The sequence below is a fragment of the Mesorhizobium sp. WSM4976 genome (genome assembly GCF_029625685.1).
Taxonomy (GTDB): Bacteria; Pseudomonadota; Alphaproteobacteria; order Rhizobiales; family Rhizobiaceae; genus Mesorhizobium.
On sequence record NZ_JARTVT010000007.1, the window covers coordinates 213,961 to 231,286 of the forward strand.

The 17,326-nt window shown below is 62.7% G+C and carries 12 protein-coding genes and 1 pseudogene; 3 read left to right on the forward strand and 10 right to left on the reverse strand.

Features of this window, described 5'->3' with window-relative positions:
* Positions 1–293: 293 nt before the first annotated feature.
* The 3 genes and pseudogenes from preA to P9272_RS11175 form a co-directional block, all read right to left on the reverse strand.
* On the reverse strand, positions 294–1,607 hold the full coding sequence (gene preA, locus P9272_RS11165; protein WP_278160580.1) for an NAD-dependent dihydropyrimidine dehydrogenase subunit PreA: 1,314 nt from the start codon (positions 1,605–1,607) through the stop codon (positions 294–296).
* Between the two features lie 2 nt (positions 1,608–1,609).
* Positions 1,610–2,974, reverse strand: coding sequence for an NAD(P)-dependent oxidoreductase (locus tag P9272_RS11170; RefSeq protein ID WP_278160581.1), 1,365 nt, complete (start codon positions 2,972–2,974; stop codon positions 1,610–1,612).
* A gap of 119 nt (positions 2,975–3,093) precedes the next feature.
* Positions 3,094–3,822: pseudogene (locus tag P9272_RS11175) on the reverse strand (gamma-glutamylcyclotransferase).
* A 214-nt stretch (positions 3,823–4,036) separates the two neighbouring features.
* Between P9272_RS11175 and P9272_RS11180 the strand changes: the two are divergent.
* Positions 4,037–4,774, forward strand: a complete 738-nt coding sequence (locus P9272_RS11180) for a VOC family protein (protein ID WP_278160582.1) — start codon at positions 4,037–4,039, stop codon at positions 4,772–4,774.
* 28 nt (positions 4,775–4,802) lie between these two features.
* Here P9272_RS11180 and P9272_RS11185 read toward each other — a convergent pair whose 3' ends face one another.
* Positions 4,803–5,123, reverse strand: coding sequence for a hypothetical protein (locus P9272_RS11185; RefSeq protein ID WP_347404048.1), 321 nt, complete (start codon positions 5,121–5,123; stop codon positions 4,803–4,805).
* A gap of 368 nt (positions 5,124–5,491) precedes the next feature.
* On the opposite strand from P9272_RS11185, the gene P9272_RS11190 reads away from it, so the two are divergent.
* Positions 5,492–5,890 carry a DoxX family protein gene (locus tag P9272_RS11190; protein WP_278160583.1) on the forward strand — a complete coding sequence of 133 codons (399 nt, stop codon included), beginning with the start codon at positions 5,492–5,494 and terminating at the stop codon, positions 5,888–5,890.
* 82 nt (positions 5,891–5,972) lie between these two features.
* Here P9272_RS11190 and P9272_RS11195 read toward each other — a convergent pair whose 3' ends face one another.
* Positions 5,973–8,399: an FAD-dependent oxidoreductase gene (locus P9272_RS11195; protein WP_278160584.1), complete on the reverse strand. Its 2,427-nt coding sequence runs from the start codon at positions 8,397–8,399 to the stop codon at positions 5,973–5,975.
* Between the two features lie 63 nt (positions 8,400–8,462).
* Positions 8,463–10,001 (reverse strand): trimethylamine methyltransferase family protein, encoded by a 1,539-nt coding sequence (locus tag P9272_RS11200; protein WP_278160585.1) that lies wholly within the window; start codon positions 9,999–10,001, stop codon positions 8,463–8,465.
* 211 nt (positions 10,002–10,212) lie between these two features.
* Between P9272_RS11200 and P9272_RS11205 the strand changes: the two genes are divergently transcribed.
* Entirely contained in the window at positions 10,213–10,803 is a 591-nt protein-coding gene (locus P9272_RS11205) for a transglycosylase SLT domain-containing protein (protein ID WP_128256423.1), read from the forward strand.
* A gap of 13 nt (positions 10,804–10,816) precedes the next feature.
* Here the strand turns inward: P9272_RS11205 and P9272_RS11210 are convergent, their stop codons facing one another.
* The 4 genes from P9272_RS11210 to P9272_RS11225 form a co-directional block, all read right to left on the reverse strand.
* The gene (locus P9272_RS11210; protein ID WP_278160586.1) at positions 10,817–13,138 is read right to left on the reverse strand and encodes an ABC transporter ATP-binding protein; all 2,322 of its coding nucleotides are present in this window, start codon (positions 13,136–13,138) and stop codon (positions 10,817–10,819) included.
* A gap of 52 nt (positions 13,139–13,190) precedes the next feature.
* Positions 13,191–14,348, reverse strand: coding sequence for an ABC transporter permease (locus tag P9272_RS11215; RefSeq protein ID WP_128256425.1), 1,158 nt, complete (start codon positions 14,346–14,348; stop codon positions 13,191–13,193).
* 11 nt (positions 14,349–14,359) lie between these two features.
* On the reverse strand, positions 14,360–15,394 hold the full coding sequence (locus P9272_RS11220; RefSeq protein ID WP_042637250.1) for an ABC transporter permease: 1,035 nt from the start codon (positions 15,392–15,394) through the stop codon (positions 14,360–14,362).
* Between the two features lie 150 nt (positions 15,395–15,544).
* Positions 15,545–17,203 carry an ABC transporter substrate-binding protein gene (locus tag P9272_RS11225; RefSeq protein ID WP_128256426.1) on the reverse strand — a complete coding sequence of 553 codons (1,659 nt, stop codon included), beginning with the start codon at positions 17,201–17,203 and terminating at the stop codon, positions 15,545–15,547.
* Positions 17,204–17,326 lie beyond the last annotated feature (123 nt).

Genomic DNA, 17,326 nt, shown 5'->3' on the forward strand with positions numbered 1-17,326 from the left:
TTTGGGTTTTTTTGGTTGGGGGTGGGCCTTTGCTTGGGGGGGTTTTTTTTTATATTGGCGCCCGGCGTTTTTTTTTTCCCCCCCCCCCCCCCCCCGGGGGGGGGGGCGGCGCCCCGCCCCCGCCGCCACGGAGAGGGGAGGCCCTCTGCGAAGCCAAAACCGGCCGGGGACTAGGCGCAAGAAAGATAAAGACAGTCCGGGGCCTCAGCGGTGTCCAACCGCCGCGAGTCCCCTTTCCACCCCGGCTTCCCCGGGCCACCTCTCCCCACTCTCGTGGGGCGAGGAACCCAAGCTTATTCCGCAGCCACCTTGGCCATCGGATTGTTGGGGTGCGTCGTCCAGTTGGCGTAGATCGGCGATACCGGCTTGCCGGTGCGCTGGTCCAGCACGCCGGCGGCCAGCGGCTCCATGGTGATGCAGCCTTCGACCGGGCAGACATTGACGCACAGATTGCAGCCGACGCATTCGGCCTCGATCACCTCGAAATGCCTGACGCCATTGACCATGCTGGTGATCGCCTGGTGCGAAGTGTCCTCGCAGGCGATGTGGCAGCGGCCGCATTTGATGCAGGCATCCTGGTCGATATGCGCCTTGGCGACGTAGTTGAGGTTGAGATACTGCCAGTCGGTGACGTTGGGCGTGGCGCGGCCGATGATGTCGGAGAGCGACGCGTGGCCTTTCTCGTCCATCCAATTCTCCAAGCCTGCGATCATCTCCTGCACGATCTTGAAGCCATAGGTCATGGCCGCGGTGCAGACCTGGACATTACCGGCGCCGAGCGCCATGAATTCGGCGGCGTCGCGCGAGGTGGTAATGCCGCCGATGCCCGAGATCGGCAGGCCATGCGTCTCCGGATCGCGCGCGATCTCAGCCACCATGTTCATCGCGATCGGCTTCACCGCCGGGCCGCAATAGCCGCCATGCGAGCCCTTGCCGTCGATGGTCGGCTGCGGCGCGAAACTGTCGAGATCGACGCCAGTGATCGAGTTGATCGTGTTGATCAGCGATACCGCGTCGGTGCCGCCGGCATGCGCGGCTCGCGCGGGCTTGCGGATGTCGGTGATGTTGGGCGTCAGCTTGGTGATGACGGGCATGCGCGTGTACTGCTTGCACCAGCGCACCACCATCTCGATATATTCTGGCACCTGGCCGACCGCCGAGCCCATGCCGCGTTCGCTCATTCCGTGCGGGCAGCCGAAATTGAGCTCGATGCCGTCGGCGCCAGTCTCCTCCACCAGCGGCAGGATCGCCTTCCAGCTCTCCTCCACGCAAGGCACCATGATCGAAGCGATGAGCGCCCGGTCCGGCCAGTTCATCTTGACCTGCTTCATCTCGCGCAGGTTGGTCTGCAGGTCGCGGTCGGTGATCAGCTCGATGTTATTCAGACCGAGCAGGCGGCGATCGGCGCCCCAGATCGCGCCGTAGCGCGGACCGTTGACGTTGACGACCGGCGGGCCCTCTTCACCAAGCGTCTTCCACACCACGCCGCCCCAGCCCGCCTTGAAGGCGCGCTCGACATTATAGGCCTTGTCCGTCGGCGGCGCAGACGCCAGCCAGAACGGATTGGGCGACTTGATGCCTATGAAATTGTTGCGGATGTCTGCCATGCTCATGCCCTCCCGTTAGAGGCCAGTGCCCGGTGGATGCTCTCGGCAGCATCGCGCCCTTGCGCCACCGCCGATACGGTCAAATCGTCGCCGCCGAAGATACAGTCGCCGCCTGCCCAGACTTTTGCCAGCGAGGTGCGCCCTTCCGCATCGACCTTGATACGGCCGCCTTCGAGTTCGATCGCCTCCGCGCTGCCGTTGAGATGCGCCGGCACGAAGCTCTGGCCGATCGCCTTGAACACCTGATCGGCATTGAGCCGCAGCGTTTCTCCGGTGCCGGCAAGCTTGTCGCCATTCATCGCCGTGTATTCGAGTTCGATTGCCGAGACCTTGCCGTTCTCGGCAATGACGCGCTTCGGCTGCAGCCAGTGGCGGATGGTGACGCCGTTGGCGGCGGCCAGATCCTGCTCGAACTCCGAAGCATTCATGTGCTCTTGGCCGCGCCGGTAGCAGATTGTCACCTCTTCGGCGCCGAGCAGCTTCGATTGCACGGCGGCATCGATCGCCGTCATGCCACCGCCGATGACAACGACGCGCCGGCCGACCGGCAGGCTGGAGAGGTCGCTTGCCTGGCGAAGCTCGGCGATGAACTCGACCGCATTGGCAACGCCGTCGGCGTCCTCGCCCTCGGCGCGCAACGCATTGACGCCGCCAAGCCCCATGCCGAGGAACACCGCGTCATAGTTGCGCATCAGATCGCCAAGCTGGAAGTCGCGGCCGAGCGCCTTGCCGTTCTGGATGTCGATGCCGCCGATCGAAGTCACGTAGTCCACTTCAGCCTGGGCGAAATCATCGACGCTCTTATAGGCGGCGATGCCATATTCATTGAGGCCGCCGGCCTTCGGCCGCGCCTCCAGGATCGTCACGTCATGGCCATGGCGGGCAAGACGATGCGCTGCCGCAAGCCCCGCCGGCCCGGCGCCGACCACGGCGACTGTCTTCCCGGTCGCCTCGGCGCGCTTGTAGAACTGCTTGCCCTCGCTCATGGCGACATCGGTGGCGTATCGCTGCAGCCGTCCGATCTGCACCGGCTTGCCTTCCGCCACCTCGCGCACGCAGACCTCTTCGCACAGCGTCTCGGTCGGGCAGACGCGGGCGCACATGCCGCCAAGGATGTTCTGGTCGAAGATCGTCTTGGCCGAGCCCAGCGGATTGCCGGTGGCAATCTGACGGATGAACAGCGGGATGTCGATCGACGTCGGGCACGCGTTCATGCACGGCGCGTCATAGCAGAAATAGCAGCGGTCGGATTCGACCAGCGCCTCGTGGTGATCGAGCGGCGGGTGCAGGTCGGAAAAATTGTCGGCATATTGCTCGGAGGACAGCCGGCCGCCGGCAATGCCTTCGATGAAATGACCATTCGCCATTCCAGTTCCCCTTGTTGTCGTTTTGGGGAAGGCTAGCACGTTTTATTTTTTTATCAATTGGTCAATTTTCGGCCAAGCCACTGTAATGATTGCGCAAAAACATGACAAATGTAGTCATATTATAACCGCCTCGATATTCTCTGCTGCGTCACGATTTGCGATCCTGTGGTATGGATCGACCGGATCTCGTCCGCCACCAGTTGCTGCAGGCGCCACAGGTTGCGGTCATGGATGCCGAAGGTCTCGAGGTGGCTGACGGTGTTGTAGAGATATTCCGCGCCCGAGCCGACATGGCCGCACGCGCGCGCCAGCACCCAAGCCACCTTCTCCAGCGGCTGTCCTAGCGACGTCCCCCTGCCTGTCACGCCGACCCAGAAGCCCAGCGCCCGCAGCCGGCCCTGCGCCGCGCGCACCGGAACCCACCTGACGGAGACAACGGCTTCGTGATCGTCGATCTCGCGTCGCAGCAGTCTCTCGATCTGGGCCGGCTTTTCGCCCTCCGGTAGGCGGTAGATGACGCCGTCGCAACGCCCGCCGCGTTCTAGAGCCATCATCAGCCCCGGCTGCGCGGCGCTGCCTCTCCAGCGCACGATATCCAGGCAGAACGACCGATGCCAGCCATGCGCCGAAGCGCGCTGCTGCTCGACGGACTCGAAGGCCGGTTTCCAGATCAGCGAGCCATAGGCGAACACCTAGAGTGGCCCCTCATCGGCTTCGCCGGCAAGACGCGTGGCGAGCGCGCCGAAATCATCGTCGCCGAGCTGCGTCCACTCCCCGCTCGGACCGGGATCGATCTCCTCGCGATGGCAAAGAGCGACAAGCTCGGGCGTGAGCGACATCTGGCGCATGGAAAACGCGAACCCCTCTTTGACGGCAGCAAAGTCGAAAACAGTGGGCTATGCAAGATCAGGAGCGAAGCGCCTTGCCGACCGGGATTTTCGGCCCATGTCGGATTTCTGTCGCGAGGATCGTCCTACGACGGATCGAACCGCGATCGCTGCCTGAACCGGTGAGGAGACCGACCATGCCGAAATCCCACAACCTTTCTTCTGGTACGAACTGATGACCACCGACCTCGACGCCGCCGAGGCTTTTTACGCGGCCGTGGTCGGCTGGAAGGCCGAGCCCTTCGACAAGGCGCCTGGCGTGCCCCGCTACATCGTCGTGAACTCCGCCGTGCGCGGCGTCGGGGGACTGATGACGATGCCGGAAGAACCCGCCAAGATGGGCATGCCGCCGGCCTGGATGGGCTACATCTACACCAAGGATGTCGACGCCTCGACGCAGGCGCTCAAGGACGCCGGCGGTAATGTGCACCGAGCGCCCGACGATATTCCGGGCGTCGGTCGCTTCGCCGTCGTTGCCGACCCGCAGGGGGCTGCCTTCATGTTCTTGCAGCCCAACCAGCCTGAACAGCCGCCGGTGCCGGCGACCACGCTAGGCCATGTCGGCTGGCATGAGCTCTATACGTCGGACTGGAAAGCCGCCTTCGATTTCTATTCCAGCCAGTTCGGCTGGGAGAGCGCCGGCGAGTTCGACATGGGCGAGATGGGTACCTACAAAACCTTCAGCGCCGGCGCCGAATCCGGCGGCGGCATCATGAACAAGCCGCCGCAGATCCCGGTTCCCGTCTGGCAGTTCTATTTCAACGTCGACGCCATAGATGCCGCGGCCACGCGCGTCACCGACAATGGGGGCAAGATCATCATGGGGCCGATGGACGTGCCGAGCGGCCAGTGGATCATCCAGTGCCAGGACCCGCAAGGCGCGTATTTCGCCCTGCTGGCGCCGGTGCGGTAGCATCAGTTACCGGCTGGCTGGCGCCGGATCATTCCGGCGTCAGCACCGCCACCTTCAGGTCAGGCTTCTTCGCGCCGCTGAACTGCAACGTGGCCGGACCGGCGGTCAGCTTGAAGCGCACGCTTTTGCGGATGCCTGGGCAGGTTTTGACGCCGCTCACGCCCGCCGATTTCACGGAACGGCCGTCCTGCACGACATCGATCCAAGCCTCGTCGGATACGGTGACCTGGAGCTCCGCATCTTGCGGCACGGTCACACTGGCCGTCGCGCCGAAGGTGCCGGCTGCCGGTGCGCGTTGCGGCGGAACTTCAAAGCTGACCATGTCGGCAGCTTCAAGCGAGAAATCCACGGCTTGTCCGATAGTCAGCTCAACGCCGGATTGGGCTGCCGGCGCCTCTGGGAACAAGGCCTGCTCGCGAGCAACCGGCCATCTGAAGGCTTCGCAGCCTCCGTCCGCGGCTACGGCGAAGCTGTTCCCTGCAAGGATTGCGACCAGGCTGATGACGACTTTTCTCATGGCAATGAAGCTCGCGTGGGTTGATAACGTCCGCCAACTAATACAACCATAAGAATAACAATTCAACCATGACGGGAATCTTTCTGAGAGCTGAAACCATTTGCACTCACAGATTGTTGAAAGACAGCCAAGGGGAAGTGAGTGGCTCATCGGCGGGCGATGATCTATGGCCGGCCTGGGCAGGTGGAATGGAGTTTTAGATGAAGCTTTTCGAAACCCTTGCTCAGTACCGCCCCCAAGCGCTGGGCGTGTTGCGCATCATGACCGCCCTGCAGTTCGTCGAACATGGTTCGCAGAAGCTGTTCAACTTCCCGGTAAGCGCCCAGCCGCACGCCCTCACCGGCCTGACGACGGCTGCAGGTATCCTCGAATTCGCAGGCGGCATCCTTTTGGCGCTCGGTCTGTTCACCCGCCCGGTCGCCTTCCTGCTCGCCGGCGAAATGGCGATCGCCTATTTCATGGCGCACTTCCCGCGCGACTTCTTCCCGTCCAACAACGGCGGCGACGCAGCCATCCTGTTCTGCTTCGTCTTCCTCTATCTGTTCTTTGCCGGTTCGGGCGCCTTCGCCCTGGACAATCGCGACAGCGCCGAGGCCTGATGGCAGGCTGAGCGCCAGGAGGCTTTTTTGTTCTGACGCAATTCCGGACGGAAAACCGCTTCGCACTTTTCCTGGAATTGCTCTAGCCGCGCATCCGCTCGAAATTGGCGTCGAATAGCGGCGCCGCCTGGATGCGTGCCCCATGGCGCTTCCCGAGGATCTCGATCTCGAAACCGTCCGGCCTGTCGGCGATCTCCTTCGGCACATAGCCCATCGCGACCGATTTCTTCGCATGATGCGCATAGCCGCCCGACGTGACCCAGCCGCGCACGACGCCGCCATGCCAGATCGCCTCGTCGCCGATCACGTCGGCATCGGTGGCATCGACAATGAAGCTGCGCAGCCGAAGCTTGCCGCCCTCGCTGCGCTCCGCAAGTGCTGCCTGCTTGCCGATGAAATCGGCATCCTTGCCATAGGCGACGAAGCGGTCGAGCCCGGCCTCGACCGGTCCGTAAATCGGCCGGTACTCGCGCGCCCATGAGCCGTAGTTCTTCTCGAGCCTCAGCGCGTTGAGCGCGCGTGAGCCGAACAGGCTGATGCCGAACTCTTCGCCCGCTTGGACCAGCGCCTGGTAGGCGGCGCGCTGGTATTCCGGCGCCACCCAGATCTCGTAGCCAAGATCGCCGGTGTAGCTGACGCGGCCGACAAGACATGGCGCCATGCCGATATCCATGCGCGCAACCGCCATGAAGGGGAACGCCGCGTTGGAAACATCGGCGCGGGTCACCTTGGCCAGCACCTCCCTCGCCTTAGGACCGGCAATCGCAAGGCCGGTGAGCCTCTGCCCTAGCGCCTCGATCCGTACCGAGCCATCCTTGGGCAGATGCGCCTCGAACCAGCGCATGTGATATTGCTCGGCAATGCCGGATCCGGCGATGAACCACTCACGGTCATCGACATTGGCCAAAGTGAAATCGCCGATCAGCTTGCCGTCGTCCTTCAGCATAGGCGCAAGCGTCATGCGGTCGCGCTTGGGCAACTTGCAGGCGAATATGCGGTCGAGCCATCGAGCCGCGCCTGCGCCCGCCACCTTGTATTTGGCGAAGTTCGAAATTTCAGAAAGACCGACGCCGCTGCGCACCGCCGCGACTTCCCGGCCGACATGCTCGAAGTCAGTCGAACGCCGCCAGGAAAACTCGTCCCTGACGCCGTCCGGTGCATACCAGAGCGGTACCTCGAGCCCGTAGGACACGCCCCATTGCGCGCCCCTGACGGCAAGCACGTCGTAGAGAGGCGTCGTCTTGAGTGGACGCCCCGCCGGCAGTTCCTCATTGGGAAAGCGGATCGAGAAGCGGCGCGAATAATTCTCCCGCACCTTGGCGTTGGTATAGGCCATCGTCGCCCAGTCGCCATAGCGAGCCACGTCCATGGCCCAGATGTCGGCGCCGGGGTCCCCCTCGATCATCCAGTTGGAGAGCGCCAGACCGACGCCGCCGCCCTGGCTGAATCCGGCCATGACGCCGCAGGCGACCCAGAAGCCCGGCAGGCCGCGCACCGGCCCGACCAGCGGATTGCCGTCCGGCGCGAAGGTGAAGGGACCGTTGATGATCTGCTTGATGCCGGTCTTCTGGAAGGCCGGGAAATGGCGGAAGCCGACTTCCAGCGACGGCGCGATGCGGTCGATGTCCGGTTCCAGCAATTCGTGGCCGAAATTCCACGGCGTCTGGAATTCCGACCAGACCTTGTTGGCCTTCTCGTAGGTGCCCATCAGCATGCCCCCGCGCTCCTGGCGCAGATAGAGCTCGCCGTCGAAGTCGACCGCGTGGATGATCTCGGTGCCGGTCTTCTTGTTCCACTCGGCGACCTCCGGCATATCCTCGGTGATCAGGTACATGTGCTCCATGGCCAGCACCGGCAGTTCAAGCCCGACCATGCGGCCGACCTCGCGCGCCCAGAGCCCGCCGGCATTGACGACATGCTCGGCAATGACATCGCCCTTGTTGGTGATGACGCGCCACAGTCCGTCCGGCCGGCGCACGATGTCCTCGACCTTGGTGAAGCGTTCCAGTTCCGCACCCAGTTTCCGCGCGGCCTTGGCATAGGCATGCGTCACGCCGGACGGATCGAGATGGCCGTCCTCCTTGTTGCGCACCGCGCCGACGAATTGCTTCGGATCGATGAGCGGCATCAATTCCGCCGCTTCCTTGGCCGAGATCACCTCGAGGTCGATGCCGAGATAGCGGCCCTTCGACACCACGCCGCGCAGCCAGTCCATTCGTGCCTCGGTGGCCGCCAGAAGCACGCCGCCGGTCAGATGCACGCCGGTCGCCTGTCCTGAGAGTTCCTCGATCTCCTTGTAGAGCGAAATCGTGTATTTCTGCAGCTTGGCGACGTTGGGATCGCCATTGATCGTGTGCATGCCGCCGGCCGCATGCCATGTCGAACCGGAAGTCAGCTCGTCGCGCTCCAGAAGCACGACATCGGTCCAGCCGTGGCGTGCAAGATGAAACAGCACGGAGCATCCGACGACACCGCCGCCGATGACCACGACCTTTGCATGCGACTTCATGGGTTTTCTCGTTGGTTCAGTGAGTTGAGAGATTGAAATGATTGAGGTTGGTAAGCTGTTCCCTCACGGCTCGCCTTGCCCGATCGCTTCCTTGCGGCGGGCCATATAGGCTTCGAGCGCCTCGCGCACGGCAGGGTCCATGGCCGGCTGGACATATTCCTCCAGCGCCTTCTTCCAAAGCCTGGTCGCGCGCGCCGTCGTGTCGAGCGCACCGGCTTCCTGCCAGGCCTCGTAATTCTGCCAGTTGGAAAGCATCGGCTGGTAGAAGGCGGTGGCGTAGCGCTCCAGCGTGTGCGGCTCGCCGAAGAAATGGCCCCCTGTCGGCACCGCGCCCAGCGCCTCGACCGCAAGCTCCGCCTCGTCGACGACGATCGGCCGCAGGAATTCCATCATGTGCTGGATCATCTCGACATCGATGATGAGCTTTTCGAACGAGGCCGTCAGTCCGCCCTCCTGCCAGCCGGCGGCATGGTAGATGAGATTGCCGTGGCCGAGCACCGCGCCCCACAGCGCCATCATCGTCTCATAGGCGCCCTGCGCATCGGCGGCATTGGAGGCCGAGCCCGGCGTGGTGCGATAGGGTAGATTATAGCGCCGCGCCAACTGCCCGGAAGCGATGTTGGCCTTGGTGTTCTCCGGCGTGCCGAAGGCCGGCGCGCCCGACTTCATGTCGACATTGGAGGTGAAGGCGCCATACATCACCGGCGCGCCGGGACGCACCAGTTGCGTCAGCACGATGCCAAACAGCGCCTCGGCGTTCTGCTGCGCCAAAGCACCTGCGAGCGTTACCGGACTCATCGCGCCCATCAGCGTGAACGGCGTCACCGCCACCGACTGGCCGTATTCGGCCATGGTCATCAGCCCCTCCGCCATCATCTCGTCGAAGCGGCGCGGCGAGTTGACCGAAATGATGGTGGTGACGCCAGGGTCCCGCGCCATCTCATCCAGCGTCAGTCCGCGCGCGATCGCCATCATCTCGATGCCGTCCAGCGCCCTGCCCCGCCCGATCGCCGAGACATGGAAGCATTTGTCGGTCAGCGTCAGATTGGCGAAATAGGTGTCCATGTGCCTAGTGTTCGCCGGCAGCTCGATCGGCGCGCAGACCTGATTTCCGAGCATGTGGATACAGTTGAAATGCTGCGCCAGCCGCACGAGATCCTGATAGTCCGGCATGTTGCCGGCGCGGCGGCCTCGCTCCATGTCATGAACATTGGGCGGTCCGGCCACCAGCGTAAAGTTGATCGTGCTGCCGCCGAGATGGATGGCTCGAGCCGGATTGCGCGGGATAAGCGTGTAGCTGCTGCGCGTCGACGTCAACGCCTCTTCGACCATGCCTCGGTCGATGCGCACATTCATCGACCCGTGGTCGACCCTGGCGCCGGCGCGCTGGAACAGCGACAGCGCTCGAGGGCTCATCACCTCGATGCCGAAATTCTCCAGGATATGCATCGATGCGTGGTGGATCGCCTCGATCTGGTCGGCCGAGAGCATCGCCATCGGCGGATAGGGATTCTCCACCCGCCGCGGCGGCAGTTGCGGGATGGCGGCCGGCCCGCGGTTGCTGGTGCGCTCGGCGCCGCGCTTGCGTCTTGGTTCGCTCATGCGCGCATCAGAGCGCCGGCTTATCGCATGAGCTATCATGAATTCGCCATTTGCCGGCGTGATTTTAGCCTAGGCGGCATTTTTGAAAATCGATGGAAAGGATAGCGACGTACATAGTCGGAATATCGATACTCGACTCTTCGCGCTGCCCGCGTCCTCGTTAAGGAACCGCGCAAGACTCCTTTTATGATTTCGGCCTATTCGTCTTCCAATGCGTAGGTCGAGTTTTAGTAAAATTGTCGCTGTTTCCGTGCTGCTGGCGCTTTCGGCCTGCGCGACGGCCCCCAGCCATATCAACAATGTCTGCGCCGTCTTCGACCAGAATGACGGCTGGTTCGACAACTGGCAGTCCGCCGCCGAGCGGACCGAGCAGAAATACGGCATTCCCGTTCCCGTGCTGATGGCCACGGTTCGCAAGGAATCCGGGTTCAAGAGCAATGCCCGCCCGCCGCGCACCAAGCTGCTCGGCTTCATCCCGTGGACACACGTCTCGAGCGCCACCGGCTACTCGCAGGCGCTCGACGGCACCTGGTCGCAATATCAAAGTGAGACCGGCAACTGGGCGGCGCGCCGAACGCGCTTTGCCGACGCCATCGATTTCGTCGGCTGGTACCACTCCAAGACCGCCGACACTTTCGGTGTCGCGCGCAACGACACCTACAATCTCTATCTGGCCTATTATCTCGGCTGGACCGCCTATGGCCGCGGTAATCGCGGTGATGCCGGCGTCCAAAGCTACGCACGCGCCACCGACCAGATGGCCCGCGACTACGCAGCGCAGCTACGGCAGTGCGGCACCTGATCCTTCGCCTTGTCTAGTGCCGCCTTGTCGTGTCCTTCGGTCTTGCGACACCGGTTTCCGAATCCTCGTCGCGCACTTCGTGGCGGCGGGCCTTGAGCACGGCGTCGTTATCCTCGACGCCCTCTCCGGTCGCGTCGGCTTCCGCACTGGCGTTTTTGCCATCCGGTCGCTGCGGCGGCGAACCGGCAAAGCCCGGCCCCTCGCCATGCGACGCATCGTCCGGCACGCCCTCACGCGCCGCATGCTCTTTGTCGAACTTGATGACCGGCTCCATCTTGGCCAGCACGTCGTCCGAAAGCCAGCACAGGCTCGTATGGCCGCCGCCGAGATTCTTCACCGGTGGCACTTTCGTCTCGCACAGATTGTCCGGCACCAGCTTCTTGTAGCCGCAACGAGTCTGGAACGGGCAGCCGGTCGGCGGGTTCATCGCCGACGGGATGTCGCCTTCCAGCACGATGTGCTTCTTGACCACGCTGGTGTCAGCGATCGGGATCGCCGACAGCAGCGCCTCGGTATAGGGATGGTAAGGCGGCGAGAATATCTGGTCGGTCGTGCCCTGCTCGACGATATAGCCGAGATACATCACGACGACGCGGTCGGCGATGTAGCGCACCACCGACAAATCGTGGCTGATGAACAGCATCGTCGTCTTGTTCTTGCGCTGGATGTCCATCAACAGCTCGGTCACCGCCGCCTGCACCGAGACGTCGAGCGCCGAGACCGGCTCGTCGGCCACCACCACCTTGGCGTCGCCGGCGAAAGCGCGGGCCACGCCGATGCGCTGCTTCTGGCCGCCCGAAAGCTGGCGCGGCTTGCGGGTTTCGAAGGCTCTGGGCAGCTTCACCAGGTCGAGCAGCTCCAGCATGCGCTGGCGCCGCTCGGCGACATTCTTGCCGACTTTGAACTTTTCCAGCGTGCGGATGATCTGCGAGCCGACCGTGTGGCTCGGGTTCAGCGTGTCGAACGGGTTCTGGAACACCATCTGGATCGACGACACGGTGTCGACGCCGCGGCTCTCGATGCCCGTCGACTGGATTTCCTTGTTGGCCAAAGTCACGGTGCCGGAGCTGGCGGTCTCGAGGCCCAGCAGCACCTTGGCCAGCGTCGACTTCCCGCAGCCGGACTCGCCGACGATCGCCACCGTCTCGGATTCGCGCGCTGTGAACGAGATCGTCTCATTGGCCTTGACGACGCGGCCTTCGCTCGAGCCGAACACTTCGCTGCCGCCGACCTTGTAGTATTTCTTGAGATCCTGGATCTTCAGCACCGGCGCGCCGGGCTCGACCTTCTCGTTGACCTTCTTGGCACCGGGCGGCAGCGCCTCCCAGTCGATCTCGTTGAAGCGCACGCAGCGCGAGAAATGCCCCTCATGGCCCTCGACCGGGACCATCGGGATTTCCGCCGCGTTGCAGACGCCCTCGACGAAATGGTGGCAGCGGGGCCCGAAATTGCAGCCCTTCGGACGTTCATGCGGCAGCGGCAACTGTCCGGGAATGGAGATCAGCGGCCGCGAATTCTTATCGGCGCCGGGCAGCGGGATCGAGCGGAACAGCCCTTGCGTATAGGGATGGCGCATCCGGTCGAACACGTCCTCGATCTTGCCGGTCTCGACCGCCTCGCCGGAATACATCACCGTGATGCGGTCGCAGGTCTCCAGGATCAGGCCGAGATTGTGCGACACGAAGATCATGGAGGTGCCGAACTTCTCGCCGAGCCCCTTGACCAGCTCGACGATGCCGGCCTCGACGGTGACGTCGAGCGCGGTGGTCGGCTCGTCGAGCAGAAGCAGCGCCGGTCTCGACAGCAGCGCCATGGCAATCACGATGCGCTGCTGCTGGCCGCCGGAAAGCTGGTGCGGATAGGAGCGCATCATGCGCTCCGGATCGGGCAGCTTCACCGCCCGCACCATCTCCAATGCGCGGCTATGCGCCTCTTCCTTCGACACCTTGTCGTGGATCAGCGGCACTTCCATCAGCTGCTGTCCGATCTTCATCGCCGGATTGAGGCTCGCCATCGGCTCCTGATAGATCATGGCGACCTTGTTGCCGCGGATGGCGCGAAGCTCCTCGTTGGACATCTCGCCCATGTCCCTGCCCTGGAACTTGATACGCCCACCTACGATCTTCCCGATGTTGGAGAGGTCGCGCATGATACCGAGCGACACGGTCGACTTGCCGCAGCCGGACTCGCCGACGATGCCCATCGCCTCGCCGGGCATGACCGTGCAGGAGAAATCCATCACCGCCGGTATCTCGCCCTTGCGGGTGAAGAAGGAGATCGAGAGGTTCTCGATCTCGATGATAGGTTGAGCCGGATCTCGAACTGCCTCGTTCATGGGTCGCTCCAATCCTAAATTGTTCCAGCAGGTAGGGCCTGAGCCCTCGCCATCAATCCTTCATCGACTGTTCGCGCAGCGAGTCCGCCAGAAGGTTCAGCCCCAGCACGAACGACATCAGGGCGATCGTCGGCGGCAGCGCCGGATGGATGAAGGAACGCAAGAGCCGGCTGGCGTCCTTGATCGCGGTGCCCCAGTCGGGGCTTTCCGGCGCCAGGCCCAGGCCGAAATAGCCGAGCGTTCCGAGCAGGATCGTCGTGTAGCCGATGCGCAGGCAGGCATCGACGATCAGCGGACCGCGCGCATTGGGCAGGATCTCCCACAGCATGATGTACCAGGGCGATTCACCGCGTGTCTGGGCTGCCGCCACATAGTCGCGCGTCTTGATGTCCATGGTCAGGCCGCGCACGATGCGGAACACGCCGGGGCTGGAGGCGAACACCACCGCCACGAAGATGTTGAGCTGGTTTGGATCAATATGGACGATATGCAGCGGATCCCTGTCGAAGACCAGGCCTGCATAGATCCAGCCACCGACCACCAGAGTGATGCCGAGCAGGATATAGAGCCGGTCCGGACGGTTCTTGTAGCGGGTCCAGAACAGCACGCAGAAGAAGATGATCGGGAACAGAAAGAACAATCCCGCCATCGCATAGGGGATCGGCGTGTCCATGATGCCCGGCGTCACCAGCAGATAGAACAGAAGGATCACCGGGAAGGCCAGCACCAGATTGGCGAGGAAGGACAAGAGCGTGTCGATCTTTCCGCCATAGTAGCCGGCCGGCAGGCCAAGCGTGATGCCGACCATCAGCGCGAAGCCGGTGGCGGCCGGCGCGATGATCAGCACGATTTGGCTGCCATAAACCATGCGCGAGAACACGTCGCGGGCGAGCTTGTCGCCACCGAAATAATAGACGAGCTTCGAGGCTGGCTCGACTGCGCCGGGCAGCGTGTCCTTCATCACCGAAACCTGCGCCAGTGGGTCGAAGGGCGAGATGGTCGAGGCGAAGATCGCCGTGAACAGCCAGAACAGGCAGATGAAGACGCCGGCAATGCCGACGCCGCTGTCGAAGAGCTGGCCATAGAGGCCGAGCCGCTTCTTGTAGGTAAAGCTGGTCCCCATCACCAGGATGAGTGCCACCCACACCGGCCAGAACCGCCAGAGCACGCCAATGACGACGTCGAAGGCGCTGATATATTCCGTTTGCATCGGCCCTGCCCCTACTGAACCCTGATACGCGGATTGAGAAACGCGTAGCCGACATCGGAAATGAGTTGCGTGATCAGCACGATGAACACCGAGACCAGCGAGCAGCCTAGCAGCAGATCGATGTCGTTGTTGCCGGCGGCTTCGACCAGCGTGTAGCCAAACCCCTGGTAGCGGAACATCACCTCTACGATGACGACCCCGGTGAGCAACCACGGGAACTGCAGCATGATGACGGTGAAGGGCGCGATCAGCGCGTTGCGCAAGGCATGTTTGATGACCACGCTGCTGAAGGACAGACCCTTCAGCCGGGCGGTGCGGATATATTGCTGCGTCATCACCTCGACCATCGAGGCGCGTGTCATGCGCGCGATATAGCCTATGCCGTAGATCGCCAGCGTGATCACCGGCAGCGTGAAATTGTAGAAGGTGATGCCCTGGCTAGCGGACGCGGCCGAACCGTTCAGCCAGCCGAGCCAGGATGCGAAGATGACGGTGAAGATGACGCCCGAGACATATTCGGGTGTTGCCGTCGAGGCGATCGAGGCGACGGACAATGTCCGGTCCGTGCGCGACCCTTCGCGCATGCCGGCAAGAATGCCGATGAGCAGCGAGATCGGCACCATCACCGCCAGAACCCAGAACATCAACAAGCCTGTGGCGCCGAGCGCTGGAAAGAGCTTCGCCGCGACGGTCGTCTTGAATTTGGTCGAGCAGCCGAAGTCCCCCTGCAACACGCCGGAGAATTTCGGCTCCGTCGGATCGTTGCAGAAGGAAAAGCGCTGCGTCGTCTTGCCGGTCGCCGGATCGGTGATCGGATGCTTGGGGAGGACGCCCAGCCACTGGCCATAGCGCAGGAAGAAGTTCTGGCGGTAGCCGTGATTGACCAGCCAGCTTTCCAGTTGGTCGGCGGGCGTGTGCATCTCGGTCTGACTGATCGCGAGCTTCTTCAGATTGGGCTCGAGATTGACGAGGAAGAAGACGACCAGCGTCAAGCACAGCATCGTGAGAAGTATCGTGCCGATGCGTCTGGCAATGAATGAGAACACTTATGCCCCCCTGCCGGCCGGGTTGGGGTCAGATACGTTCAACCCTGTTTCGAAAAGCCGATGACGCCCCGCCACCGTTGCAGAATATGCAACGGCGACGAAGCTGCAAATACGAGGGGCTGTCGCCCCTCGCATTCATCGCACCATGGGTCACGCCTTATCGAGCCAGACCTTGCCGAAGTCGTGCTCGTAGGTGGGGTGCATCGAGTGGTTCTTCACCTCGGGCTTGATGTTGATGTAGAGCTTGCGCCAGTAAGGCTGGATGATGATGCCGGAATCCTGCAGCGTCTGCTCGATATCCTTCATCACGACCTTGCGCTTCTCCGCATCGGCGATGCCGAGCGCCTCGTTCACCTTCTTGTCGAAGTCCGGGTTGGAGTAAGCCGTCTCGTTCCAGGCCTCGCCGGTGCGGTATGCGATGGCGATCACCTGGATGCCAAGCGGACGCATGTTCCAGTTGGTTTCCGAGAACGGGTACTTGGTCCAGTCGTTCCAGAAGGTCGAGCTCGGCAGCACGGTGCGCTTCACCTTGATGCCGGCTTCGCGCAGCTGGGCCGCGATCGCGTCCGTGGTGTTCTTGTGGTAGTCCTCGTCGTTGCTGATTAGCTCATGCTCGAAATCGATCACGCCGGCTTCCGTCAGCATCTGCTTGGCCTTGGCGATGTCGCGCTTGATCTCGGGCAGCTTGACGTATTCCGGATGGATCGGCGCGACATGGTGGTTTTCCGCCGGCGTGCCGGCATTGCCGTAGCCCAGCTGCAGCACGGTGGCGTTGTCGACGGCCAGCAACATCGCCTGACGAACCTTCTGGTTGTCATAGGGCTTCTTGGTGACGTTGAAGCGCGACACCACGGTGGCCGCCGTCACCACTTCCGATGCCGGAGCGCCGACATCGGCAATGATCTTGATGTAGTCGGCGGTCGTTTCGTGGTTGGTCTGGACTTCGCCGGACTCGAAAGCCGAGACGGTCGCGGCCGGGTCGGTGCCGTAGTCGATGAACTCGACTCCGTCGAGGAAGGCCTCGCCCTGCCACCACTTGCCGGTCGTGCGGCGCTTGTAGACCACCTTCTGGCCGACATCGTAGGAGACGAGTTCGAACGGACCGGTGCCGATCGGGCAGTTCTTGAAGTTGGCGCCCTTCTCGTCGAACGTCTTGTGCACGACCAGCGCCGGATAGTCACACAGGTTCGGGATGATCGCGATGTCGGGCTTGGTCAGCTTGAGCTTGACGGTCATGTCGTCGACCTTGACGACCGAGCCTTCGCGCAGCTTCTTGGTCGTGTCGTCGACGAGGCTGCCGAGACGGCCAGGCATCGAGTTGCCTTCCACCGACTTGTCGGCCCAGCGGGTGAAATTGTGGATTACGTCGTCGGCGGTGAACTTGTCGCCATTGTTCCATTCGACGCCCGGCCGCACATGCAGCGTGTATTCGGTGGCGTCGTCATTGATGTCCCAGCTCGCCAAGAGGTAAGGCGCGAAGGTATATTCCTTCGTGTACTTCACCAGCGGCTCGAGCGCCTGGCGCTCCGCGTTGGAGATTTCGGACCAGTCGGCGGTGCGCGGATCCTTCGGATCCTTAATCGACATCGCGACCTTGATCACGCCGCCCTTCTTGCCCTGCACGTCCTCGGCTCTGGCCGGGGTCGGATCGGCGAGGCCAAGCATACCGTAGGCCATTGCCGTCGATGCGCCGAAGACGCTGGCCAAGGCCAGGAATTCGCGGCGGTCGACGCCGCCCGTTTTGGCTTCTTCGGCCATTTTCAGGATGTGATCCGGAACGCGATCACCGTTGCTTGTATAGATTGCCATGACTTACTCCCATTGTTGGCTTTCCGCCTTGTAACATTCCGCATCCAGACCGTGATGTCAAAACACGGTGTGGAGTGGGAACATGTTAGGGAATGTGCATCTTTGAGTGCAACCCGGTTCGCG

Excerpts from the sequence above, each read along its gene's own strand:
- P9272_RS11195 (WP_278160584.1), bottom strand. The coding sequence starts at position 8,399 with ATGAAGTCGCATGCAAAGGTCGTGGTCATCGGCGGCGGTGTCGTCGGA.
- P9272_RS11215 (WP_128256425.1), bottom strand. The coding sequence starts at position 14,348 with ATGCAAACGGAATATATCAGCGCCTTCGACGTCGTCATTGGCGTGCTC.
- P9272_RS11190 (WP_278160583.1), top strand. The coding sequence starts at position 5,492 with ATGAAGCTTTTCGAAACCCTTGCTCAGTACCGCCCCCAAGCGCTGGGC.
- P9272_RS11200 (WP_278160585.1), bottom strand. The coding sequence starts at position 10,001 with ATGAGCGAACCAAGACGCAAGCGCGGCGCCGAGCGCACCAGCAACCGC.
- P9272_RS11205 (WP_128256423.1), top strand. The coding sequence starts at position 10,213 with ATGCGTAGGTCGAGTTTTAGTAAAATTGTCGCTGTTTCCGTGCTGCTG.
- P9272_RS11180 (WP_278160582.1), top strand. The coding sequence starts at position 4,037 with ATGACCACCGACCTCGACGCCGCCGAGGCTTTTTACGCGGCCGTGGTC.
- P9272_RS11225 (WP_128256426.1), bottom strand. The coding sequence starts at position 17,203 with ATGGCAATCTATACAAGCAACGGTGATCGCGTTCCGGATCACATCCTG.
- P9272_RS11170 (WP_278160581.1), bottom strand. The coding sequence starts at position 2,974 with ATGGCGAATGGTCATTTCATCGAAGGCATTGCCGGCGGCCGGCTGTCC.
- preA (WP_278160580.1), bottom strand. The coding sequence starts at position 1,607 with ATGGCAGACATCCGCAACAATTTCATAGGCATCAAGTCGCCCAATCCG.
- P9272_RS11210 (WP_278160586.1), bottom strand. The coding sequence starts at position 13,138 with ATGAACGAGGCAGTTCGAGATCCGGCTCAACCTATCATCGAGATCGAG.